Source organism: Neobacillus vireti, from assembly GCF_001026695.1.
Taxonomy (GTDB): Bacteria; Bacillota; Bacilli; order Bacillales; family Cytobacillaceae; genus Neobacillus; species Neobacillus vireti.
Genome location: NZ_LDNB01000014.1, coordinates 264,837 through 285,830, shown reverse-complemented (window position 1 = coordinate 285,830; position 20,994 = coordinate 264,837). Strand labels below are relative to the sequence as shown.

The following is a 20,994-nucleotide window of genomic DNA, read 5'->3' as shown; positions in this document are numbered from 1 at the left end:
ATTCACTAAATGAGGGATAAACTAAAAATTAAAAGGAGATTGAAGAATGACATCAAATCTATATTCAAAAGAAAATACACAAAATTTAACTCACTTAAACAAGCTTGCACCAGAACAATTAAAGGCTTTTAATGATTTTAATGTTGCTGCTTTCAAAGAGGGGGCCCTATCGAAAAAAGAAAAAGAACTGATTGCGGTGGCCATTACTCATGTAACGCAATATCCTTATTGTATTGATGCTCATTCAAAAAATGCGAAAAAAGCTGGTGCTACTTTGGAAGAATTAGCGGAAGCTGTATTTGTAACAGCAGCAGTTGAAGCTGGCGGCACCATTACACACAGTACCCATGTCCATAATGCAAAGGCTCACGATGCATCAGATGTACTTTATGCTCGTTCCAACTTAAAAAATTTAGGTCAATTAGGTAAATTTGCACCAGATGGTTTTAAAGGTTATCAAGCATTCAGTACCGCAGCAACAAAAGCAGGTAAACTAAGTACAAAATTTAAAGAAATTATTGCTGTAGCTGTTGCAAACGCTACCCAATGCCCATATTGTATTGACGTTCATACTAAAAACGCAGAAAAACAAGGGGCAACCAGCGAAGAGCTTGCTGAAGCTATCCTAGTAACTTCCGCAGTTCGTGCAGGTGCTTCCTACGCTCATATGGCTAATATGATTCAAAGTTACCAAGATTGAAGTTGTTGGGAAGCAAAGGGACGGTTCTTATGCTTCAAAAATAGGGACAGAACGGAAAAGAAGCACGAGAACCGTCCCCTCGCTTCCTCCCCTATTTTCTTTTGTTCCAAAATGGAATGTAGAGGATGAAAAAGCTCAGGACCATCACTAGTTCTAGTGATAAGAGGTACCATGGCCACGGACCGAGATAATCTAACAGGGAGGTGCTTTTTGGTTTTTTCATGATATACAGGTAATTTGCGCCCAGTAGCTTATTTAGGAAAAAGACACAAACTGCATATAGATTCACTAGTAGAATGGTCACCCACATGGAACGAAACGTGGGCCGATAGTGGAAGGCCGCCACCATAAACAAACATGCTAGCACTACTCCTCCATGTGAAACAAAAAATTCGATATATTGAAAATGTGGAAACGAGAACCTGCCAAGATCTGGTGTCAGGATGGCTTGAATAGAGCTGCCCAGTCCCGCAAAATACATAAATTGAAAAAGTTTTTCACTTCTCGTAAGCAACATGACTATGGCCAGTATGACAACCAGATCACTAAGGTGCAGTGGCAAATCTCTCCTTATAGACCAGGCATTTTCAACCACAAGCCAAAGATGTTCCAATACATCAGAAGCCACTAAAAAAACCGCAAGAAAGTAACGAATAAGCCTTCCCTTTTCCTCTATTCTAAGCTCATTCCTAAATAAAAATAGGAGAAGACATAGAATAAAAATAATCCCGATCGTTATGAGGTGTTCCACTGAAAAGAGACGGAATGAATCAAGTTTTGAATGAAATTGAAAGTACGCTTGCATCTTAACTACCCCATTAGCTGTGCAGATTTTTTTGGATGATGTCTTAGTTTAGGGCAATTTTAACCAAGACTATACCTCTGTTGGACAGGGAAGCAAAGGGACGGTTCTTATGCTTTAAAACTAATGCTGTTTATCTGCAAACGGCAAAACTTCAAGCAGAACGAAAAAGAGGCAAGAGAACCGTCAGTCCCCTCGCTTCCACCGGAACAATTATCTTTTAATATCCACCCCGAGGATTTTTTTCATTTTATAGGATTGTGTCTGATCAAGATTTCTCTTAACAAGAATAAATAATAGTGAAATACAAATAATATTTACCATTATTATACTTTTAGGGAGGTATAGCTATAAAAAAGTCAGATTCAATTACCGTATTTCAATTAATCCTATTATCTATAACTGCGATTGGCTTAAAGAATCATGTCATTATTATTTCACCATTGATACAAACCGCAGGAAGAGATTCTTGGTTAAGTGTGATTGTTTCACTTTTTTTTGTACTTCTCTGGGTTCCTCTTCTCATTTTTATTCATAAAAAAACTAAGCAGCAGCACTTGATTACATGGATGCAAAAATATACTGGAAAATGGCTAGGTAATTTTATTTTTTTCATTGTTATTCTTTATCTGACCATTATTGCGGGAGTGACATTAAGGGAGACAATTACTTGGGTCAATATTACTTTCTTGCCGAAGACCCCCTTTTTTTTGTTGACAGCTTGTTTTGCTTTGATTTGTTGGATGCTGGCAGGAACGGGTCTGCGTACCTTGAGTATCGTTAATATCTTTCTTTTATTCTTTATTATTCTTCTTGGCTTTTTTGTGGCGATTACTAATATTCAATACAAAAATTTTTCACTTCTTATGCCCTTTCTCGAACATGGATTTTCTCCTGTTATAAAAGGGACAGTATACCAATGTTCAGGGATGGTGGAATTAATATTCCTACTGTTTCTACAACATAAAACTGAAACATCCATTCGGTTTCGTGATTTAGTCATAACTGCAGTCATCTTAACAATGTTAACAGTTGGCCCACTGATTGGAGCTGTGATTGAATTTGGACCCGTTGAAGCATCAAAACAGCGGTTTCCTCCTTATGAGGAATGGGGACTGGCCTCTCTAGGAAATTTTATTGAACACGTCGACTTTTTATCCATCTATCAATGGTTATCAGGAGCATTTATCCGAATTTCACTATTATTGCTACTAATAAGAGAGTATCTTCCATTTAAACAGAAACAAAAATGGTTTTTACTAATTATTTTAACTGCAATTACTGCTATACCATTACTGCCGATCAGTGATTTTCAATACTTGCGAATGTTATCTGCGATTATTTTACCATTTACACTTTGGTTCTTCTTAGGCTTATCAGTTTTCTTCGGTCTATTGGCAGTGATTTTTGAAAGAAAAGTATGGAGGCCGAACAATGATATTTAAGAAAAAGAAAAAGACTCAGATTACAGCTAGAAGTCCTGATGAAAAGGAGATTTCAACAGTATCAAAGTCACTAAACGAACAAACTCTTCGGGAGTTATTCAAAAAAAACGAAGATGTTATATTTGAACCGTTTAAATTCAATCAGCACAAAGTGATGTTTATTTACTGTAAGGGATTAGTTAAGAACGATATGCTTTATCAAATGATTCCCGAACGTCTGGAAGCTTTTTTTTCGCAATTACATGCGGAACCTAGCAAGGAAAAGATTCTCGACCTCCTTCGCCTCCCTTCTCTTAAATTGGTAGAAAATGATGATGAAGCAGTTTCAGAGATTTTTTCCGGAAAATTACTGATGGATTTCAATATACCGGGAAGCATTTTTCTAGTTGACGTTTCGGAACGGCCCCAGCGAAACCCAGAGGAAACAAAAACAGAAATAAGTATCTTAGGTCCACGTGACAATTTTATCGAAGACATTTCAATCAACACCGCTTTAATTCGAAAACGACTTCGAACAACATCGCTTGCAAGTAAATCACTTGAAATTGGCAGGCGAACGCGAACGAAAGTTTCTGTTCTATATATAGATGATATTGTTGATAAGGAAATTTTACAAAAAGTCTTGGAAAAGTTGTCTGCTATTGATATTGATGGACTCTTCAGCGGTACACAATTAGAAGAATTACTAGATAAAAACCCATTCGGTTTGTTTCCGCGTCATGCCTATTCGGGACGCCCTGACTTTGCTGTTCAATCTCTCCTTAACGGCAGAATCATTATATTAATCGATGGGATTGCTTATGCTTATATAACACCTGTAAATCTGTTCTTTCTGTTAAAGAGCACCGAGGATAAGGAACAGAACTATGCATTTAACTCCTTTGAGCGATTGATGCGGATTATCGGAATTCTTGTGGCCACTTTCCTTCCGGGTTTCTGGGTTGCCCTCTCTGCTTTCCATCAGAATCAGCTTCCGCTTACTCTTTTAGCAACAATTGTAGAATCGAGAAGGGGAGTTCCTCTGCCCACTGCTCTCGAAGCCTTATTAATGCTGCTTATTTTTGAATTATTTAGAGAAGCTGGTCTGCGCCTGCCAACTGCAGTAGGTCAAACACTCAGCGTAATAGGCGGACTTATTATTGGAGATGCGGCAATTAGAGCAGGCTTAACAAATCCTGCCATGCTTGTTGTCATTTCAGGCTCGACTATTGCAACCTTTACACTGGTGAACCAGTGGTTAATCGGAACAATTTCTATAATACGGTTTTTTGTCATCTTTTGTGTTTCTCTATTTGGTTTTTTTGGTTTTTTTATCTCAATCTTTATTATTTTAATTTACATTGCTCGAATTCGGATTTTTGGGGTTCCTTATTTAAGTTTAGCCACCCGTCTTGACATGATGAATACATTAAAAACTTTTTTTCGTTTACCCGATTCCAAAAAAGGCAACAGAGTAAACTCTCTAAACCCTAACGACCCTACTCGAAAAGAAGAGGAATCCTAATGAGGAGAAAACTGATAAAACACTTGTTTCTTACTTTGACCGTGCTCAGTGTTTTCCCGATAGCCGGCTGCTGGGATTCAAATGAATCCGAGCGCATGGTATATGCTCAAGGGCTTGGTGTGGATTATAAGGATGGCCATTACACCATTTATTTACAAGTGATAAATTTACGCTTATTAGCGAAATCTGAATCCAGTGGAGCCGGAGGGCCACAAATAAATGTTGAAGTCGGTCATGCCTCGGCAAAAACGTTTGATAAAGCAGTTTTCAACCTCTATAAAAGTACCCAAAGACGCATTTTCTGGGGCCATCTTTCCTATGTTGTTTTCACAGAAAAGGCGCTAAAACAAGTGGGTGTCAAAGCAACGATTGATATGTTGGATCGCTATCGTGAGACGCGTTATCGCATTTGGTTATACGCAACAAAGGAACCACTTTCAAAAGTATTCGTTACAACTCCAATTCTTGATATGTCTACCGCCCTATCAAGGCTAAGTGATCCTAAAGCCACATTCCATCAAAGTTCGTTTATTCGTCCGATCGATATGAGAGAACTGCTTATCGCCCTAAACGAGCCTGGACACGAAGCTAGTATCCCTTTCATAAGCATTTCCGAAAAAAACTGGGTAACAAATAGAGGAGGACATGATGCCATTAAAACAGATGGGATTGCTGTGACTAAAGAGGATGCTCTTAAGGGAATAATTACGAACAATCACGCCTTAGGTTTTAGATGGATGAATAAAGAATTTGTTCGCGACGGGCTACAAGTAAGAAGTAAAGAAGGAACAATGGTTGATCTAATATTTGAAAAGGTAAAGTTAAAGGTACAACCAGTCGTAAAAAATTCGGACATTCATTTTAATGTGCAGATCAAAGCAAATGCTACAATGCTTGTCTTAGTGAAAAAAGTCAATCTTGCTAGTTTAGCATCTGAAGCAGAAAAGGAAATAAAAGAACAAATTATGGAAACGTATCAAAAAGGACTTAACTTTGATGCCGATGTGTATCGGTTATCTGAAGTTCTTTATAGGAAAAACATAAAAGCCTGGAAACAAGCAGAACATAATGGAAAAATTCCGTTAACGAAAGATTCCATTAAGCTTGATATAAAAGTGAAAATAGTTCATGGAGCTAAACAACGGGAAGAGCCTACCTTAGAATAACTAATTTCAATATTGCTTTCAATTCAGGCAAGTAGAACTGTAATGAATCTTTTCATCAGGTTGTGACAGGATCGGAAAAGCGAAAAGAAGCAAGAGAACCTCCCTCTTGCTTCTTTCATTCATCTGTACATAAAATCATTTTTTCGATATACTAATCACCTTATGGATGAAATAGTATGATTTACTTGTTCATACGCTTTTTCAAATTCGACTGCTAGATCAATATCTAAAGCTGTTACACCTTTTGCAGCCCAGGAGCTAAGCGAAACAATAACGGCTTTATATTGGACGTTGATAAATGGATGATGTTGGTTTTTTTCAGCAATTTGACCGATTGCTGAAACAAATTGAATACCTTGCATGTAATCTTTAAACATATATTTCCTTTCGATCCATTTATCGTTTTTTATCTTCCAGTTTTGAAGTTTTTTACCTTCCAATTGAATTTCTAAAGGAGTCAATGCTGTTAACATCTTTGACTTTCCTTTTGAAGCGGAAGTAACGATATTCCATTTTTGATCAGACGTTGAAGCTCTTTTGTTTTGCTAAGGTGGAGTAATTCTTGATGGACCTGTTCTGTTTCCAACGTTTGCACACAATGGTCACAGAACCATTCCAGAATTTCCAAGCGAAGCAGCCATTCTTTTGGATAAGTGCTTCTCAACACTTGAAGAACGTTTTGAACAGTCACCATACTATTTTCATCCAGTGACTCTTTTTCACGAATTTCCCTGATTGTTTGGTACAGAATTTCTATTTCTGTTAACAGTCTTGGTTCTGTTGAAGCCTTTTTAGGTATTTCTTCTACACCAAAGAATGCTTCTGCATCGGCAGCGCCTGGAAATGCAGACGTAACGGCTGATCCTACCGCCATGTCGAACGTTCCCCACTTTTCCTCAAATAACACTTGATCTCCTAATGTTACTTTGCAGCTATCGAAGGAAATGAGATTTAGTTTGTTGTTGTTTCGGATTATTGTAGAGACCCTCCCCGTTACTTGAATGCCGCTCTTAAAAGCCAAAGTCGATTTACGACCTTTTTCAATTCCTAAAGTCTGAAGGTCTTCCTCGGTACATTCTTCAAGAGAGATGTCCCCTTCTAATAAACCAATTGGAGTGCCAAAACCGCTGTAATGAGTCGTTTTCGAATGTCCAGGAAGTTCCTTATTATTAATAGCCAAAGTTGTAGGTCCTATCGTTTTCACATAAATGGCCTCGCCATCTGAATCTTTAAGCATCTTTTCGATCGTTCCTGTAATTTGTAATCCGGAGTTCAGAACAAATGTCGAGGTACTACCTGATAGAAGCGCCTTATCTAAGCTCTCCGTTCCCCCTTTCCGGAATGCCATTGAATTGGCGAACTCTTCGATAGCCTCTGTCAATTGATCAAAGCTCTCACAAACAAATAATTGCGGCTGCATCGTTGTTACATCGTAGCTTGTCTGAATACAAGACTCAATAGAAAAAGGAAGTTTTACTACCTTATCAGACAGGCAATGCTTGCTTTCTCCGACAGAAGATAACAGTCCGGCACCGTATATTTGCGGGTTTTCCAACGTTCCAATTAAGCCGTACTCCACTGTCCACCAGAAAATCCGCGAGATTTGATCTGCTTCTGACATACCCTTTACGGCTCTTTTCCTTTCGCTTAACAATCGTTTTGCTTCTTCGATTTGTTGAGGTGTGGAATGGCGATCTTCCATGACAATCGAAAGATTTCTTACAGCCTCAAATACTTCATGTTTTGCTTTTGTCGCAAATGCCTTTGAACCAATTTCTCCAAATCGTTTGACGTATGAAGCATATTTAGAATCAAATAATATTGGAGCATGACCGACGGATTCGTGAATAATATCCGGTGCCGGTGTATATTCGATGTTTTCTACTTTTCTTATTGCCACTGCAATTGGCAAAATACCATGCGCTTGGAAATCATAAAAGGCAACACCTGGAATTAATCCATCCACAATCGCAGCGCCCCAGCCAATTTTTGAAAGATGCTCGTTCATGTCTGATACATTTGGAATAGCCTCGGTGTCGATCCCAGATGCGCGGAGACCTTCCACATATGCCGGATGTGCCGTATCCTTTAGGGCATGATGATTTTGTCTCATCACATATCGCCATACCGCATGATCAATCGGTGTGTACTCTTCGTAGTGCTGCTCTGAGACAAATTGGCGTAAATGAGCGGGAATCTGTTTTCTGGATTTTGATTGTTGGTTCATACTAAATTACATCCTTTCTATTTTTTCAATATAGTTGTGAATTCTTTTAACAAGGTAAACGAATTCTGCAGTTCATCATTGTTCCTCCTTCTATAAAAAAAGTCCCTACTGGAATAAACCAGTAGGGACGAATAGACTTCGCGGTACCACCCTAGTTGCGAGCATACGCTCACCACTTCATTTTAATAACGACTTTGTTGGCCGTCTTCCCCTTCATAAAGACTGCTGCCTTTACTACGAAAAAGAAACTCCAGGAGTGTAATTCATGCTTACATTTGTACTGATTCACACCGGCCATCAGCTCTCTGAAAACAAATTGCTAAGCACTACTGTATTCCCTTCCATGCTTGTATCCTATGAAATTTTTTTAATAATAGGCTGGGTTAAAAGTGAATGCTGATTTCCGTTCCAGGCGCGATCTTTCCGCGGGGCGGGCGGTGAGCCTCCTCGGCGCTAAAGCGCCTGCGGGGTCTCACCTGTCCCGCTGCTCCCGCAGGAGTCTCGCGCCTTCCACTTCAATCAACATTGTGCTCAAAATCACTAATGTGCTTTTACACAACCAAAAAATAAAAAGTCCCTACTGGAAAAATTCCAGTAGGGACGAATAGACTTCGCGGTACCACCCTAGTTGCGAGCTTACGCTCACCACTTCATTCTAATAACGGCTATGATGCCGTCTTCCCCTTCATAAAGACTGCTGCCTTTACTACGAAAAAGAAACTCCGGGAGTGTAATTCATGCTTATATTTGTACTGATTCTCACCGACCATCAGCTCTCTGAAGACAAATTGCTAAACACTACTGTATTCCCTTCCATGCTTGTATCCTATGAAAGTATTATAAAAATAAAAAGTCCCTACTGGAAAAATTCCAGTAGGGACGAATAGACTTCGCGGTACCACCCTAGTTGCGAGCTTACGCTCACCACTTCATTCTAATAACGGCTACCGTCTTCCCCTTCATAAAGACTGCTGCCTTTACTACGAAAAAGAAACTCCGGGAGTGTAATTCATGCTTACGTTTGTACTGATTCGCACCAACCATCAGCTCTCTTTAGACAAAATGCTAAGCACTACTAAATTCCTTTCAACGCTCTACATATATAACATTTTTTTAGTATAACGAATTATAAAATGAGATTCGCCAAGTTGTCAAGGATTAAATAGTATAAATATATATTATTTCAGACCGAAAATCCCTTTGTTTAAAGTGTATTTTGACTAGTTACTATATTAAACTTTACGCCTAATCCTCTCAAGAAAACGGATTATAGAACCGATTACCATCATGAAAGGTCACATAAAGAGATACTATTAGAATCAAGACAAAAAGGATGATGGTAATGATATCAATTTTTTGAAAGGGACGGGCTCGGTACCAGGTCCGCTTTTTATTTTTTCCAAAGCCGCGCAGTTCCATCGCATTGCTGATTATCTCGATTTTATCGAGACTCGACAGGATGAGCGGGATGATGATGGAGGCGGCATTCTTAATTCGCTTTGGCAGCTTTTCTTTGCGCGACATATCAATTCCCCTTGCTTGCTGGGACATCGAGATATTACGAAAATCACGTTGAATATCAGGAATATAGCGTAAAGCAAGTGCGACAGCATAGGAGATGCGGTAGCTGACTCCGATGCGGTTTAATGATGCCGCAAATTCACTCGGATTGGTCGTGACGATAAACAGAATCGCTGCAGGAATGACGGTGAAATATTTAAGCGTCACATTAAATTGATAAAACAATTGCTCAAGCGTAAGAGAATAGCGCCCGCCGCCGATGTCAACCAGCACATGGCTTGTCCCATAAATCCTCACACCCTCTTGCGGCGAAAACACATAGATTGCGAGATTATTAATCATTAGGAAAAACAAAATAAATAGGAGTACAAAGGCAACTTCCCTTAGTTTTACCTTGGAAATGATAAAAACACCGATACTAACTAGGAAGAGAAAGGTCAAAACGCGCGTATCATAAGTGAGCATCGCAATGGACGACCAGATCATGAAGCAAATCAGCTTTGTTACACCTGTAAGCCGATGGACCGGCGAGTGCCGCTCAATGTAGGAAAGCATTTCTACTGCCATTTTTGTCTCACCTCACGATCATACGCGATAAACCGATCGACAAACTGCTTAGGTTCGCCAATTCCTGCCCGCTGTGCCAAATCAAATAAAGAGGTTTCCTTAAGGTTAGCCGCTTCAATAATAGTAGAATCGGCCAGTACATTGACGGCCGTATCATCGGCTATTTTTTCCCCGCCGGCAATCACAATCGCCCTCGGCGTATATTCGAGCATCAAGTGCATATCATGGGTAATCATGATGATTATCACACCTTGCCGTCCCAGTTCGACCAAAAACTCCATTATCTCGGTATAATGGCGGAAATCCTGGCCTGCGGTTGGCTCGTCAAGAATCAGCACCTCTGGTTCTAACACTAAAATTGAGGCGATAGTGACCCGCTTTTTCTGACCGAAACTTAACGCTGATATCGGCCAGTTACGGAATGGATATAAGCCGCATATTTTCAGCGTCTTCAAAACGCGCTCTTTTATTTCGGCGTCTGGTACTCCGCGAATGACGAGCCCTAGCGCCACTTCATCATAAATCATCTGCTTCGAAATCATCTGATTCGGGTTTTGCATCACCATCCCAATCCTTGCTGCGCGCTCCTTAATCGTATCACCGCTAATATCCTGACCGCGATAATAAATCTGGCCCGCGTTCGGCTTCTCAAAGCCACAAATCAATTTCGATAGCGTCGACTTTCCGGCACCATTTTTTCCTACAATACTAACCATTTCTCCTTTTTCAATTGAAAAAGAAACACCTTGAATTGTTGTTCGTCCAGGTTTATAACCAAATGTAATATCCTTTAATTCCAAAATCGCTTCTGTTTTCGCTTTGGGCTGCGGGGAATCAACTTTTCTAAACCAATCTACTAACTGAGCTTTGCACCTATCCACTTGAAAGGATTCGATATGAGCAGGCTGCATTTCCGGCGTTAACTCACAGCCAGCATACTTCGCCGCTTTCACATATAACGGCTCGCGGATGGAGCACTGCTCCAAAACGGGTGAAGCTAATAGTTCGTCCGGAGTCATGTCAGCGATAATCCTGCCATCATCCACGACAATGATGCGGTCAACATGGCAGTGCAAGACATCCTCCAGCCGATGCTCAATGATTACAACAGTTTTGTTTGTTTCATTTTGTATTCGGTCAATGAGCTCAATCGCATATTTTCCTGTCGCGGGATCGAGATTGGCCAGCGGCTCATCAAATAACAGAATCTCCACATCGTCGACCATGACTCCGGCAAGTGAGACACGCTGCTTCTGCCCTCCAGAAAGCTGGTGCAGTGAAGAGTCCAGATACTCGTTCATTTCGACCATTTTCGATACCTCAGCCACTTTATCAAACATGTGTGTTTGCGGTGCGCCATCATTTTCAAGTGCAAAGGCGATATCCTCAGCCACCGTAAGTCCAATAAATTGACCATCTGGATCTTGGAGAACGGTACCGACTTTTTTCGACAAGGAAAAAATGTCTAAATCCTTTACATCCTCACCGCTGATTTTCAAACTTCCTGACACTTCCCCTTTATATGAAAAGGGAACAAGGCCATTGAGACAATGGCCAAGTGTGCTTTTTCCCGACCCTGAAGGGCCGACAATGAGAACCTTTTCCCCTTCATAAATGGTTAGATTTATCTCATGCAATGTCGGTGCCGTCTGGCTGCGATATTGAAAGCTAAAATTTTCAAACTGAATAACCGGTTTTTTCATACAAATTCTCCTAGTGAATCTTCTACTTAAACATCCTTCGTCAAACTGCCACTTTGACTTCGGCTTTTTGCATAGATACTGAGCAGCAGTGTACCAAGGACAGCGACTGTCACCATGTTTAACCCGCCGGCGACAAGACCTTGTATATAGACCTTATTTACTGGTTCGGCATAAATGAGAACATCCAATGTTGGAGCAATCCCGAACCAGCCAATCGCTTGAACAATGATTTGTACAACATTAAACAAAATAATTTGTTTGACTGTAAAACTGCCTGCTTCAATATTAATTTTCTTCGATACTAAACCAATTAAGAAACCAACGATTCCGGAGACGATGACCCAGCTCCACCACGGGGTTCCGTAGAAGATGGCATCCTTTAAAGCATGGCCGATTAAGCCGATTAAGCCGCCTGCAATCGGTCCGAAAACCACAGCCATTAATGCTAAAAAGCCGTATGAGGTGTCAAAATTGGTATTTGGGACCCCTGTTGGAATAGCAGCGAATCTCCCTAATATCGCGAATACAGCTGACCCAATCCCAATTGCCACAATCGTTTTTATTGATAAATTCTTTCTTTTCATTCCCTCAACCCCCTAAATACTTTTTAAAATTCAATTATATATAATCTTCGGAACCTTGCGAATAGAAATTTTCCACGATGCCCCCGTTTCAATATGATACGCCTTAGCAAACGAACCTTGGTTAATCGCCACGCCAATTTTATCGAGCGAATTCACATAAAGCAATGGCTCACCTAAATGGATATCAGCAAATGTCCGCCCGTATGTCATAATATTTTTATAAACTTGGCGGGTATCATTTTCAATCGTCACCTCAAAGGAATCACCGTACCCCGCTGATAAGTCTTTGAAGAGCACGCGATCAATATTGGTCCATAAGTTACCGAAGCGAATATCAAGAATGTCGATATTCCCTGTGAGAATATGATTGCTAATCCTCGCCTCCGCTTTCGGCAATTCGATGACGGATTCAACCGGTACCTCTGGCCCCACTTCCTCAAAGGCTATCAAATTAGAAGCGAGGCGCGCCCCGGTATAGGCATAGACATCACGGCCATGGAACGTATAAGATTCACCTGAATGCGGTAAGCGATTGACGCTTTCATCAATGATTCTCACTTCGACAATTCCAATACTGTTTTTAATATGAGTAAGCGTGCCATTATCCGGAGTAATGATATATTGATTTAATGCCGTTTTCGCAACAATACTCCTGCGCTCGGAGCCAACACCCGGGTCAACAACCGAGACAAACACCGTCCCTTCCGGCCAATAGGAAACCGTCTGATATAACCGGTAGGAGCCTTCCCAAATATGATACTGAGGAATGTCATGCGTTAGGTCAAAAATTCGAATGGCTGGATTTACAGAAATCGCCACACCATACATAGCGCTAACAGCACCGTCACTTGTCCCAAAATCAGTTTGTAAAACGAGATTGTTATTCATTCTATTTTCCTCCATCCTTTAATATGTTTGCTGTCCCTAGTCTTATTGAAAAAAATTAAAAAAACCACGCCCCTATCTATTTCATGAAAATAGATAAGGACGTGGTTTAGATCCACGTGGTACCACCTTAATTTACTGAATGCTTGCGCAAAACAGCCTCTGCAAGTACGTGAGCGCAATTGATGCTCCTTATACTGTGGTTTGGGTAACGAGTACCAAATCTCGTCGGAACCTACTCCAACCTTGGCAGATTGTTTCAGCACGAAGCTCGGAGGCCATTGTTCGGATTTGTATTTTTGCTTCTTTTCAGCTTCCGAAGCTCTCTGTGAAAAATAGCTAAATCGTACTTTCCCTCTTCAACGCTTTAAATCATGTATTTAATTTGAAAATTTACTCAATTATATTCTGGATAATTGGAATTGTCAACCATGAGGACTGGCTTCTTGTCCTACTAAAGGTAATCTTTCTTTTATAAATACTCGGGACGGGCTGCCTGTCGCCCTTGTCCCTTTCTGATTGTTCGTTATAATATTTATTATGTATTTTATATTGAACAAAATAATGAGAAAACGGGAGAAATACGGCGATTTAATACCATTTTTCTGACATTTCGCCAATATTCAGGGGAATTTGCGGTTTTATTTCTGTTTTTTGTTAAATTATAATGAACACATCGGTTCAATATAACGAACAACCGGTAATAGAATATACAGGGAGGACGGTGTAAATGAAGGGAATCGCGGCGGGTGTTTTATTTGCAATCATGATGTTAGGGGTTGGAACTACATATGCTTCTTCAGATGCAGGAGAGGCAATTTCTAATTGGTTTCATCAATCCTTTTTAGACCGCAGCTGCGAAATAGAAGCTTCAGCAGCGAACGAAATGAATGCTTCATTAAAAAGGATTGCAACAGACATTCAAAACTCTGCACAAAATGCTGAAGAGCAATTAACGGATTCTCAATTGAAAATAACGAGCGAGTCTGAAAGAACGATTGAAAATCATAAAAATCATTATATCCAGCAGCTTCAAGCGGCAAAAGAAAATCTCAAAAAGCAAAATGAACAAAAAATGCAGCTCTATAAAGAACAAGCAGAAGCTAGAGAAGCAGCACAAATCTCTAAGGATGCCGAAGCCATTCTAGCAGAGCTATTGAAAGAACAAAATTGATTAACGGAACTGATCGTGTTCTTTAAAAAAACAAAACCCAAAATTGGAAGGATGGAATTTTTATCATGAAATCACTCAAAACAAAAATCGTAACAGGTGTCGTAACAGTAGGATTATTATCTGGTGTCGGAGCAGCGTTTGCTAATACGGATGTAGGTGCTGTTTTAAAGAATTGGTATGATGGGCAATTTGGAAAATCTATTGCTTCTGTTCAATCAGAAACAACAAAGTACGGAACAGACCAAAACCTAGCTTGGTCCCAAGAATACAATAATTTAAAAACAGATGCTACCAACAGCATTAATGGAACTAAAACAAGTGAAGAGAAAGGTGCAAAAGACGAAATCACAAATGCCAAAAAAGGACATCTTCAGGCATTAAATGCTAAAAAAGCTGAGATCTCAGGGTATATGGATAAGCAATTTGAAGCCATTTCAATCGCTGCTCAAAATGCCATTAACAGTGCTGGCAGCCAGACATTGACAGATGCAAACAGCGACTTAAAAAATCATACAGAAGCTAAAGGATGGGATGCTTACGTAGATATGAATTCACAACTAGCTACGGCGGAAAATGATGCTATTAGGGAATTGGAAGATGCTATTTATTATGTAAAAAAAGATTTACAAGATCAATTAAATGCGGAAACTTCCGCAACGACCACAAAAATTAAAGATGCAATCGATGCAAAAATTAGCGAACTGCGAACTCTGATTACTAAAAAGAAAGATGAATTAGTAGCAGTTCAACAGGCGTTTATTTCTAAAGAGGCGCAAGATCGTGTAATCAAGGCAAAAGCTGACCTAGATGCTACTGTTGTAGATAATATCAACCTATAATCAAAACCATCATTAGGGCCTCCTTCCTATGAGGCCCTAATTTTAAAACATGGAGGGCGTTTATTATGACCAAGAAAGATATGTATAAAAAAAAGAACCATTTTCGCCTTAAGCTTCTAATTGGAGTTCTGCTTTTAAGCGGCACGATTGTTGGCAATATCGGGGTCGCCTTTGCCGACCAAGATATTAACTCTCTTTTGACCAATTGGTTTACCAAAAAGGGACAAGAATCCATTAGCGCAATCGAAAATGCCATAGCTACCGAAAAAGAGCAGCAAAAGATTCGTTTAAAAGAAGAACTGCAATCGGAATTAAAGAACTCTGCCCAACTGTTGGAAAAGTATACCAAAGAGGAAAAGCAAAAGCGAATCCTTGCCTTACAACAATACGCCGACAAACTCATTGAAGATATGAAGCTAGAAAACAACCAAGCAGAAAAACAAAGAATTGCTGCCGACATGGACAAAGAAATTCAAAAGGCAATAAAGGAGTTGGAGAAAATTAGACTAAAAGGTAAATAGCACCATTTTTTGGTAAATATTTAAAGTGAGGTTAAATTCAGATGAGAATATATCTAGCGGAAGGAAAAGAAAGTACGAATTTAGAAGCCCCGGTAAGACGTAAGTTCATTCATGGTTGGATTCGCTTCTCCATTTTGATTGCCCTATTATTTTTTGTCTTTCGTTATGCAATCGGCATCGAAATCATTAACGGAAATTCTATGAATCCTACTATAGAAGACAAAAGCGTATTATTTACAAATAAAATCTTTTATACTCCGGATAGGGGTGACATCGTTGTTATTCAAGACCCTCATGGCTACAGCATAATCAAAAGAATAATCGGGATGCCACACGACAAAGTCCTCATTAACAACGAGATTATTTATGTTAATGGTGAACCCTTAAAGGAAACCTACACAAACGGAAAATCCGTGGATATGGCTGAAGTAATAGTACCAGAAGGTGAAGTTTTCGTTGTTGGAGATAACCGAACAACAGGAGAAAGCTTAGATAGCCGCGACCCTAACGTTCGAACATTTCCTATAAAATCTATCATTGGACGGGCGGAGTTTTCTATATTCCCTCTACATCGATTACCCTAATTTTTATTTTGAGTTTCAAAAGCTGATAAATTTATTTCCGACACCATAGAGGCTGACTCACAAGGTCGTTATACAATGACCTTGTGAGTCAGCCTTTCCTTATTTCTCTGATAATAATCGAGCCTATTAAATAAAACCAGGGGGACAGGATCCTTGTCCCATAATTGTATAATTGTAAATTATTTAATCCTCTTATTTCCAAAATAATTTCTTCTCTATTAAAATAAATGAGACAGGGTGCCTGTCCCCGTGTCCCAATGATTGGAGGGTTATGAATGTATAAAATTATGCTTATTGAAGATGATCGTGAGCTTTGTTCGCTTGTAAAGGAATATCTTGAAAAATATAAATACATGGTTTATGAGCCAACGGATTTTAATTCTATTTTGGAACAATTTGAACAGGTTCAACCAGATTTGGTCCTTTTAGATATTAACTTACCTTATTTTGATGGGTTTTATCTTTGCAGAGCGATGCGGAAAAAATCAAAAGTACCGATTATCATCACCTCTGCAAGAAGCGGAGAATTGGATCAAGTGATGGCGATTGAGCTTGGTGCCGATGATTATCTCACAAAACCGTTTACCTTTGAAGTTTTACTAGCGAAGGTAAAAGCCGCACTTCGAAGGGCATATGGTGAATACTCCACCAACAACACTAGTCATTTAACAGTCCAGCAATTAACCCTTTATGAGGATAGCTTCAAAATGACCTTTAACGAAAAAATCGTCGAACTTAGTAAAAATGAATATAAATTAGTCAAATATTTCATTGAGAATAAAGATCGGATTATTACGAGAGAGGAACTGATTGAACAGTTATGGGATGACATCGCTTTTGTCGATGATAATACGTTAACGGTTAACATTTCACGGATAAAAAACAAATTTTTGCAGCTGGGAATCAAAGGCTTGATTCAAACAAAAAGGAGTGTTGGGTACCTATTTAACCATCAACTATTAGCAGAGGTTGACGGAGATGAGTAAAATGCTGCTGGGGAATTTTTTTAAAGACAAGAAGTCGATTATTCTAATCTACCTAGTCAATACAGCGATATTAATCATTTTTTTTAATATGATCCATCCTAGCAATCTGGAAATCCTCTATCCTATTAGTATTTCCTTATTCCTATTAGCCATCTTGATTGTGATGGAATGGAGTAAATACTATAAATTTAACCATCATTTACTCCAATCGAATCATGACCGTTTAGATTTGAAACCAGTAACAAATGAACAAGCAGAAGTATTCAAACTCATTCACACCTTAAATAAGCAATACGTCCGTGAGATCAATGAGTTAAAAAGCAGCCATGAAGAAAATGTCCAGTTTCTTTATCAATGGATGCACAATTTAAAAACGCCGATATCTGTCATTGAACTCATTATTCAAAAGTATTCAGCCGAGCAAACGCTCCCGGTTGTAGTCTTGAAAAATATTAAAGCGGAGAATGATAGCCTGTTCACTAGTATTGAGCAGGTGCTGAATATGATTCGGTTTGAGAACATCGCCATGGATTTTGAACCTCGTGCTGTTGCGCTCGTTGCTTCCATCAAAACCGTTATCAATGAAAAGAAAAGCCAATTCATTTATAACCACGTGTATCCGGTCGTACACGCTGACCTAGAGTGCTCGGTGATAACGGATCAGAAATGGAACCAATTTCTGCTTGACCAGTTAATTTCAAATGCAATTAAGTATTCTGACACGGGCGCAGGCAATAAAAAACTAGTGTTTACTATTTTTCAAGAAAATGAATATACCTACCTTTCCATTAAGGATGAAGGTGTAGGAATCCCTGTCTATGATCTTCCTCGAGTCTTTGACCCTTTCTTTACAGGGGAAAATGGTCGAAAATTCCGTAACTCCACCGGCATTGGCCTATACATTTGTAAAAAAATCGCCGACCGCTTAGGACATCAACTGGAAATCACCTCAGAGGTCGGCAAAGGTACGGAGGTAACGATTAAATACCTTGCAAAAATGTAAGATTCCCGTAAGGATATTCGATGGTTCTAAACAAACGAAAAATCTACCATAGAGGAAGGAGGGATGAACAATGACATCAGTTTTAGAGGTAAAAAATATCGTGAAAATTTATGATGATGAAAAAGACCAATTTGCCACAAAAGCGCTTAATCGCATTAATTTGAAGATTGAAAAAGGAGAATTAGTGGCGATTATGGGTCCATCGGGAAGCGGCAAAACAACACTGCTAAATCTTTTAAGCGGAATTGATTCCCCTACATCCGGGACGATTCATATTGCAAATAAAGAACTCAGTACGATGAATAAGGAGGAGTTAGCCTTATTCCGAAGACAGCATCTCGGCTTTGTATTTCAAGAGTTTAATTTACTTGATAGTTTATCGTTAAAAGAAAATGTGATGTTACCGATGATTTTAGAAAAACGTGACGCGGTATATATGGAAACCAAGACGAAAGAAATCATGTCTACGTTTGGTATTTATGACATTGCCGATAAATATCCCTATTCGATTTCAGGTGGTCAGCAGCAGCGCGCCGCCGTAAGCAGGGCGTTAGCCAATGATCCTAGCATCATCTTTGCCGATGAGCCGACGGGAAACCTAGATTCGAAGTCTTCGAAAACGATAATGGAATGCTTTGAAAAAATTAATAAAGAGATGGAAACGACGATTGTTGTTGTGACCCATGACGTCTTTGCAGCAAGCTATTGCAACAAAGTAATATTTATTAAAGATGGTATCCTCGATTCACAAATTGTTAAAAAGGGGAATCGAAAGGACTTTTTAGACCAGATTATCGACTGCCTTGCCGTTCTAGGGGGTGGGACGCATGACGATTAAGCAAATCGCCGTAAAGATTTTCAAAAGTAATCTGAAAAGATACCTATTTTATTTTCTGTGCAACAGTTTTGCCGTCATGGTGTTCTTCATGTTTTCAACGCTCCTCTTTAATGAAAGTCTGCATAGATCAAAAGAAATCGAAGAAGGTATCAATGAGGCGGTGATGATTCCGACGGTAGCCTTACTGATTTTTTCAATTTTCTTTATCAGCTATGCTCACTCTACCTTTATTAAAGGGAGAAAGAAAGAGTTTGGACTGTTTATGACCTTGGGGATGTCAACCCGGGACATTCGTAAAATCATTCTAGTAGAAAATAGCATCATTGCCAGCGCCTCGATTTGTTTGGGAATAATAGCAGGAACGCTATTTTCACGATTTTTTTTCCTAATCATTATGAGCCTGATTGGCGTAAAGAGCGTTTCGTTTGAATTAAATGTAAACAGTTATTTGTACTCCATTGGCCTCTTCAGTGTTATTTTTGCCATCGCTGTCGCGGTCACGATGGTCGTCACAAGTAAGTTTGAGATTGTTAAACTGTTAAAGGAGGAGCGCACCTCTAAGAAAAATAAACGTGCGAATCCAGTATTGGCAGCGATTGCGTTTATTGCACTGCTTGCATCCTTATATATTCTCTATGCTTATTTCGGGACAGTCCCTGAAAATGATGGACAACTGCTGCTGTTTTGTACGATATCCATCATGATTACCTTATATATAACGATCTCACAGTTAGGGAGCTTCTGTCTGAACATCATAAAAAGACGGCCTTCAAGCTATTACCGTCATCTGCTATTGCTAACGAATCTAGATTATAAGTTTAAACAAGTTAAAAAAATTATCTACCTCATCACCGTTATGGTCATTGTGACGATTTTTTACATTGGCTTTGTTCTTTATATTTTTTTAGGTGCTGAAAAAGCAGCGACTGATCTCCACCCGTACGATATTGCGTTTGTTCAGACGGGAGTTTCCTTTGATAAGCTGTCTGCCGTGGTGGCTACAAAGGAAAATCCGATTACCGAGCATAAAACGCTCGAAGTGAGCAATTACTTTGATTCGGCAAACTACAATTTCCGAACCGTTATTGTCGCCGATGATCAACTTTCAGCAGTTGCGAACAAACCGATTCAGGTTGAAAAAGGCAGCTATCTGATTCTTGTTCAATTAAACTTGCAGGGAAAAGCAGAGCAAAATAGAATGATTGCAGATATCCAACAAGATCTTCCCAATATCGGTATTGATAAGCTGCAGTCAGCGATGTTTGAAAGGCTGATTAATGACCTAAAATACATTGATAATAGCTTAATTGTCCTTAATTCAGCAGATTATCAACAGTTAAAAAGTAATACTTCTGAAGTACAAACAGCGGAAATTCAGTTTTTAAATATGAAGGACTGGAAAAATTCGAAGGATGCTGTCATTAAGCTGGAGGAGAAATTAAGTGCTGCTAATAAAGTAACACCTGAATTTGAGCAGCTGATTCAACGCAGATTAATGACGGAACAGGAATTTTTCCAACCCGGATCAAAAATAGGTCTCTATGATTATAATAAGCAAGGCGGCGGTCTCATCCTCTACCTGGTAACCTTTATCAGTGTCCTATTCTTTATTGCGACCGTAATAATCTTGCTATTACGCCTCTTTTCCGAATTGGAGGACGAAAGGAAAAATTACAAAAAACTATTTAAAATTGGGATTACCGAAAAAGAAATTCGCAAAATTATCGCTGGGGAATTAAAAATTCTCTTTTTCGCCGCTCCTATTTTGGGAATCGTGATCTCACTCGTATACACAAGTACTTTTTTTAAAGAATCAGGAATGGACCTTGAAATATATCGCAGCAGCCTCTCAATAAGCAGTGTTTATTTACTTTTCCAATTGATTTATTATTTTATCGTAAAACGAAAATATGCCAATCAAATTATCGGGGACTAGAGGACAGTT

The 20,994-nt window shown here is 39.3% G+C and carries 19 protein-coding genes and 4 other annotated features; of the genes, 12 read left to right on the top strand and 7 right to left on the bottom strand.

The genetic code is table 11. From position 1 onward, the window contains the following. The first annotated feature begins 46 nt into the window (after positions 1-46). Positions 47-700, top strand: a complete 654-nt coding sequence (locus AA980_RS18760) for a carboxymuconolactone decarboxylase family protein (RefSeq protein ID WP_024030784.1) — start codon at positions 47-49, stop codon at positions 698-700. Positions 701-791: 91 nt separating this feature from the next. Here AA980_RS18760 and AA980_RS18755 read toward each other — a convergent pair whose 3' ends face one another. Beyond that, positions 792-1,505 carry a YwaF family protein gene (locus tag AA980_RS18755; protein ID WP_024030783.1) on the bottom strand — a complete coding sequence of 238 codons (714 nt, stop codon included), beginning with the start codon at positions 1,503-1,505 and terminating at the stop codon, positions 792-794. 341 nt (positions 1,506-1,846) lie between these two features. Between AA980_RS18755 and AA980_RS18750 the strand changes: the two genes are divergently transcribed. From AA980_RS18750 to AA980_RS18740, 3 genes are read left to right on the top strand one after another with little or no spacing between them, the layout of a single operon-like run. Beyond that, positions 1,847-2,947, top strand: coding sequence for a GerAB/ArcD/ProY family transporter (locus AA980_RS18750; RefSeq protein ID WP_156351213.1), 1,101 nt, complete (start codon positions 1,847-1,849; stop codon positions 2,945-2,947). Further along, the gene (locus tag AA980_RS18745) at positions 2,937-4,451 is read left to right on the top strand and encodes a spore germination protein (protein ID WP_024030781.1); all 1,515 of its coding nucleotides are present in this window, start codon (positions 2,937-2,939) and stop codon (positions 4,449-4,451) included. The genes AA980_RS18750 and AA980_RS18745 overlap by 11 nt, the downstream gene beginning before the upstream one ends. After that, positions 4,451-5,617, top strand: coding sequence for a Ger(x)C family spore germination protein (locus AA980_RS18740; RefSeq protein ID WP_024030780.1), 1,167 nt, complete (start codon positions 4,451-4,453; stop codon positions 5,615-5,617). Before AA980_RS18745 ends, AA980_RS18740 begins: the two co-directional genes overlap by 1 nt. A 155-nt stretch (positions 5,618-5,772) precedes the next feature. Here the strand turns inward: AA980_RS18740 and AA980_RS18735 are convergent, their stop codons facing one another. The 6 genes from AA980_RS18735 to AA980_RS18710 all read right to left on the bottom strand — a co-directional run bounded on the left by AA980_RS18735 (position 5,773) and on the right by AA980_RS18710 (position 13,107). After that, a complete protein-coding gene (locus AA980_RS18735; protein ID WP_024030779.1) occupies positions 5,773-6,090 on the bottom strand; it encodes a 4a-hydroxytetrahydrobiopterin dehydratase in 318 nt (105 codons plus the stop codon). After that, positions 6,084-7,844, bottom strand: a complete 1,761-nt coding sequence (locus AA980_RS18730; protein ID WP_024030778.1) for an aromatic amino acid hydroxylase — start codon at positions 7,842-7,844, stop codon at positions 6,084-6,086. Before AA980_RS18730 ends, AA980_RS18735 begins: the two co-directional genes overlap by 7 nt. 120 nt (positions 7,845-7,964) lie before the next feature. Beyond that, positions 7,965-8,197 (bottom strand) — a binding site (T-box leader). Between the two features lie 240 nt (positions 8,198-8,437). Continuing rightward, positions 8,438-8,669, bottom strand: a binding site (T-box leader). A 47-nt stretch (positions 8,670-8,716) separates the two neighbouring features. After that, positions 8,717-8,943, bottom strand: a binding site (T-box leader). Positions 8,944-9,098: 155 nt separating this feature from the next. Then, positions 9,099-9,932, bottom strand: coding sequence for an energy-coupling factor transporter transmembrane component T family protein (locus AA980_RS18725; protein ID WP_024026916.1), 834 nt, complete (start codon positions 9,930-9,932; stop codon positions 9,099-9,101). Beyond that, a complete protein-coding gene (locus AA980_RS18720) occupies positions 9,923-11,635 on the bottom strand; it encodes an ABC transporter ATP-binding protein (RefSeq protein WP_024026917.1) in 1,713 nt (570 codons plus the stop codon). The genes AA980_RS18725 and AA980_RS18720 overlap by 10 nt, the downstream gene beginning before the upstream one ends. Positions 11,636-11,661: 26 nt before the next feature. Beyond that, complete coding sequence (locus AA980_RS18715) at positions 11,662-12,219, bottom strand: ECF-type riboflavin transporter substrate-binding protein (protein WP_024026918.1); 558 nt, start codon at positions 12,217-12,219, stop codon at positions 11,662-11,664. A 30-nt stretch (positions 12,220-12,249) separates the two neighbouring features. Beyond that, positions 12,250-13,107: an SAM hydrolase/SAM-dependent halogenase family protein gene (locus AA980_RS18710; RefSeq protein ID WP_024026919.1), complete on the bottom strand. Its 858-nt coding sequence runs from the start codon at positions 13,105-13,107 to the stop codon at positions 12,250-12,252. A gap of 92 nt (positions 13,108-13,199) precedes the next feature. Continuing rightward, positions 13,200-13,476, bottom strand: a binding site (T-box leader). Positions 13,477-13,834: 358 nt separating this feature from the next. Between AA980_RS18710 and AA980_RS18705 the strand changes: the two genes are divergently transcribed. The 8 genes from AA980_RS18705 to AA980_RS18670 all read left to right on the top strand — a co-directional run bounded on the left by AA980_RS18705 (position 13,835) and on the right by AA980_RS18670 (position 20,985). After that, complete coding sequence (locus AA980_RS18705; protein ID WP_024026920.1) at positions 13,835-14,278, top strand: hypothetical protein; 444 nt, start codon at positions 13,835-13,837, stop codon at positions 14,276-14,278. Between the two features lie 65 nt (positions 14,279-14,343). Further along, on the top strand, positions 14,344-15,117 hold the full coding sequence (locus AA980_RS25885) for a hypothetical protein (protein ID WP_024026921.1): 774 nt from the start codon (positions 14,344-14,346) through the stop codon (positions 15,115-15,117). 65 nt (positions 15,118-15,182) lie between these two features. Beyond that, positions 15,183-15,638, top strand: a complete 456-nt coding sequence (locus AA980_RS18695) for a hypothetical protein (RefSeq protein WP_024026922.1) — start codon at positions 15,183-15,185, stop codon at positions 15,636-15,638. A gap of 41 nt (positions 15,639-15,679) precedes the next feature. After that, entirely contained in the window at positions 15,680-16,222 is a 543-nt protein-coding gene (gene lepB, locus AA980_RS18690) for a signal peptidase I (protein ID WP_024026923.1), read from the top strand. A gap of 275 nt (positions 16,223-16,497) precedes the next feature. After that, entirely contained in the window at positions 16,498-17,208 is a 711-nt protein-coding gene (locus AA980_RS18685; RefSeq protein ID WP_024026924.1) for a response regulator transcription factor, read from the top strand. Further along, entirely contained in the window at positions 17,201-18,211 is a 1,011-nt protein-coding gene (locus tag AA980_RS18680; RefSeq protein WP_024026925.1) for a sensor histidine kinase, read from the top strand. The genes AA980_RS18685 and AA980_RS18680 overlap by 8 nt, the downstream gene beginning before the upstream one ends. A 70-nt stretch (positions 18,212-18,281) precedes the next feature. Then, positions 18,282-19,049: an ABC transporter ATP-binding protein gene (locus tag AA980_RS18675; protein WP_024026926.1), complete on the top strand. Its 768-nt coding sequence runs from the start codon at positions 18,282-18,284 to the stop codon at positions 19,047-19,049. Continuing rightward, positions 19,039-20,985 carry an FtsX-like permease family protein gene (locus AA980_RS18670; protein ID WP_024026927.1) on the top strand — a complete coding sequence of 649 codons (1,947 nt, stop codon included), beginning with the start codon at positions 19,039-19,041 and terminating at the stop codon, positions 20,983-20,985. The genes AA980_RS18675 and AA980_RS18670 overlap by 11 nt, the downstream gene beginning before the upstream one ends. The last annotated feature ends 9 nt before the right edge of the window (positions 20,986-20,994 follow it).

What these genes read in the sequence shown, in the direction of transcription:
- AA980_RS18740 (WP_024030780.1), top strand. Translation starts at nt 4,451, where the DNA reads ATGAGGAGAAAACTGATAAAACACTTGTTTCTTACTTTGACCGTGCTC.
- AA980_RS18760 (WP_024030784.1), top strand. Translation starts at nt 47, where the DNA reads ATGACATCAAATCTATATTCAAAAGAAAATACACAAAATTTAACTCAC.
- AA980_RS18670 (WP_024026927.1), top strand. Translation starts at nt 19,039, where the DNA reads ATGACGATTAAGCAAATCGCCGTAAAGATTTTCAAAAGTAATCTGAAA.
- AA980_RS18720 (WP_024026917.1), bottom strand. Translation starts at nt 11,635, where the DNA reads ATGAAAAAACCGGTTATTCAGTTTGAAAATTTTAGCTTTCAATATCGC.
- AA980_RS18725 (WP_024026916.1), bottom strand. Translation starts at nt 9,932, where the DNA reads ATGGCAGTAGAAATGCTTTCCTACATTGAGCGGCACTCGCCGGTCCAT.
- AA980_RS25885 (WP_024026921.1), top strand. Translation starts at nt 14,344, where the DNA reads ATGAAATCACTCAAAACAAAAATCGTAACAGGTGTCGTAACAGTAGGA.
- AA980_RS18745 (WP_024030781.1), top strand. Translation starts at nt 2,937, where the DNA reads ATGATATTTAAGAAAAAGAAAAAGACTCAGATTACAGCTAGAAGTCCT.
- AA980_RS18730 (WP_024030778.1), bottom strand. Translation starts at nt 7,844, where the DNA reads ATGAACCAACAATCAAAATCCAGAAAACAGATTCCCGCTCATTTACGC.
- lepB (WP_024026923.1), top strand. Translation starts at nt 15,680, where the DNA reads ATGAGAATATATCTAGCGGAAGGAAAAGAAAGTACGAATTTAGAAGCC.
- AA980_RS18715 (WP_024026918.1), bottom strand. Translation starts at nt 12,219, where the DNA reads ATGAAAAGAAAGAATTTATCAATAAAAACGATTGTGGCAATTGGGATT.
- AA980_RS18685 (WP_024026924.1), top strand. Translation starts at nt 16,498, where the DNA reads ATGTATAAAATTATGCTTATTGAAGATGATCGTGAGCTTTGTTCGCTT.
- AA980_RS18675 (WP_024026926.1), top strand. Translation starts at nt 18,282, where the DNA reads ATGACATCAGTTTTAGAGGTAAAAAATATCGTGAAAATTTATGATGAT.
- AA980_RS18680 (WP_024026925.1), top strand. Translation starts at nt 17,201, where the DNA reads ATGAGTAAAATGCTGCTGGGGAATTTTTTTAAAGACAAGAAGTCGATT.
- AA980_RS18755 (WP_024030783.1), bottom strand. Translation starts at nt 1,505, where the DNA reads ATGCAAGCGTACTTTCAATTTCATTCAAAACTTGATTCATTCCGTCTC.
- AA980_RS18710 (WP_024026919.1), bottom strand. Translation starts at nt 13,107, where the DNA reads ATGAATAACAATCTCGTTTTACAAACTGATTTTGGGACAAGTGACGGT.
- AA980_RS18735 (WP_024030779.1), bottom strand. Translation starts at nt 6,090, where the DNA reads ATGTTAACAGCATTGACTCCTTTAGAAATTCAATTGGAAGGTAAAAAA.
- AA980_RS18705 (WP_024026920.1), top strand. Translation starts at nt 13,835, where the DNA reads ATGAAGGGAATCGCGGCGGGTGTTTTATTTGCAATCATGATGTTAGGG.
- AA980_RS18695 (WP_024026922.1), top strand. Translation starts at nt 15,183, where the DNA reads ATGACCAAGAAAGATATGTATAAAAAAAAGAACCATTTTCGCCTTAAG.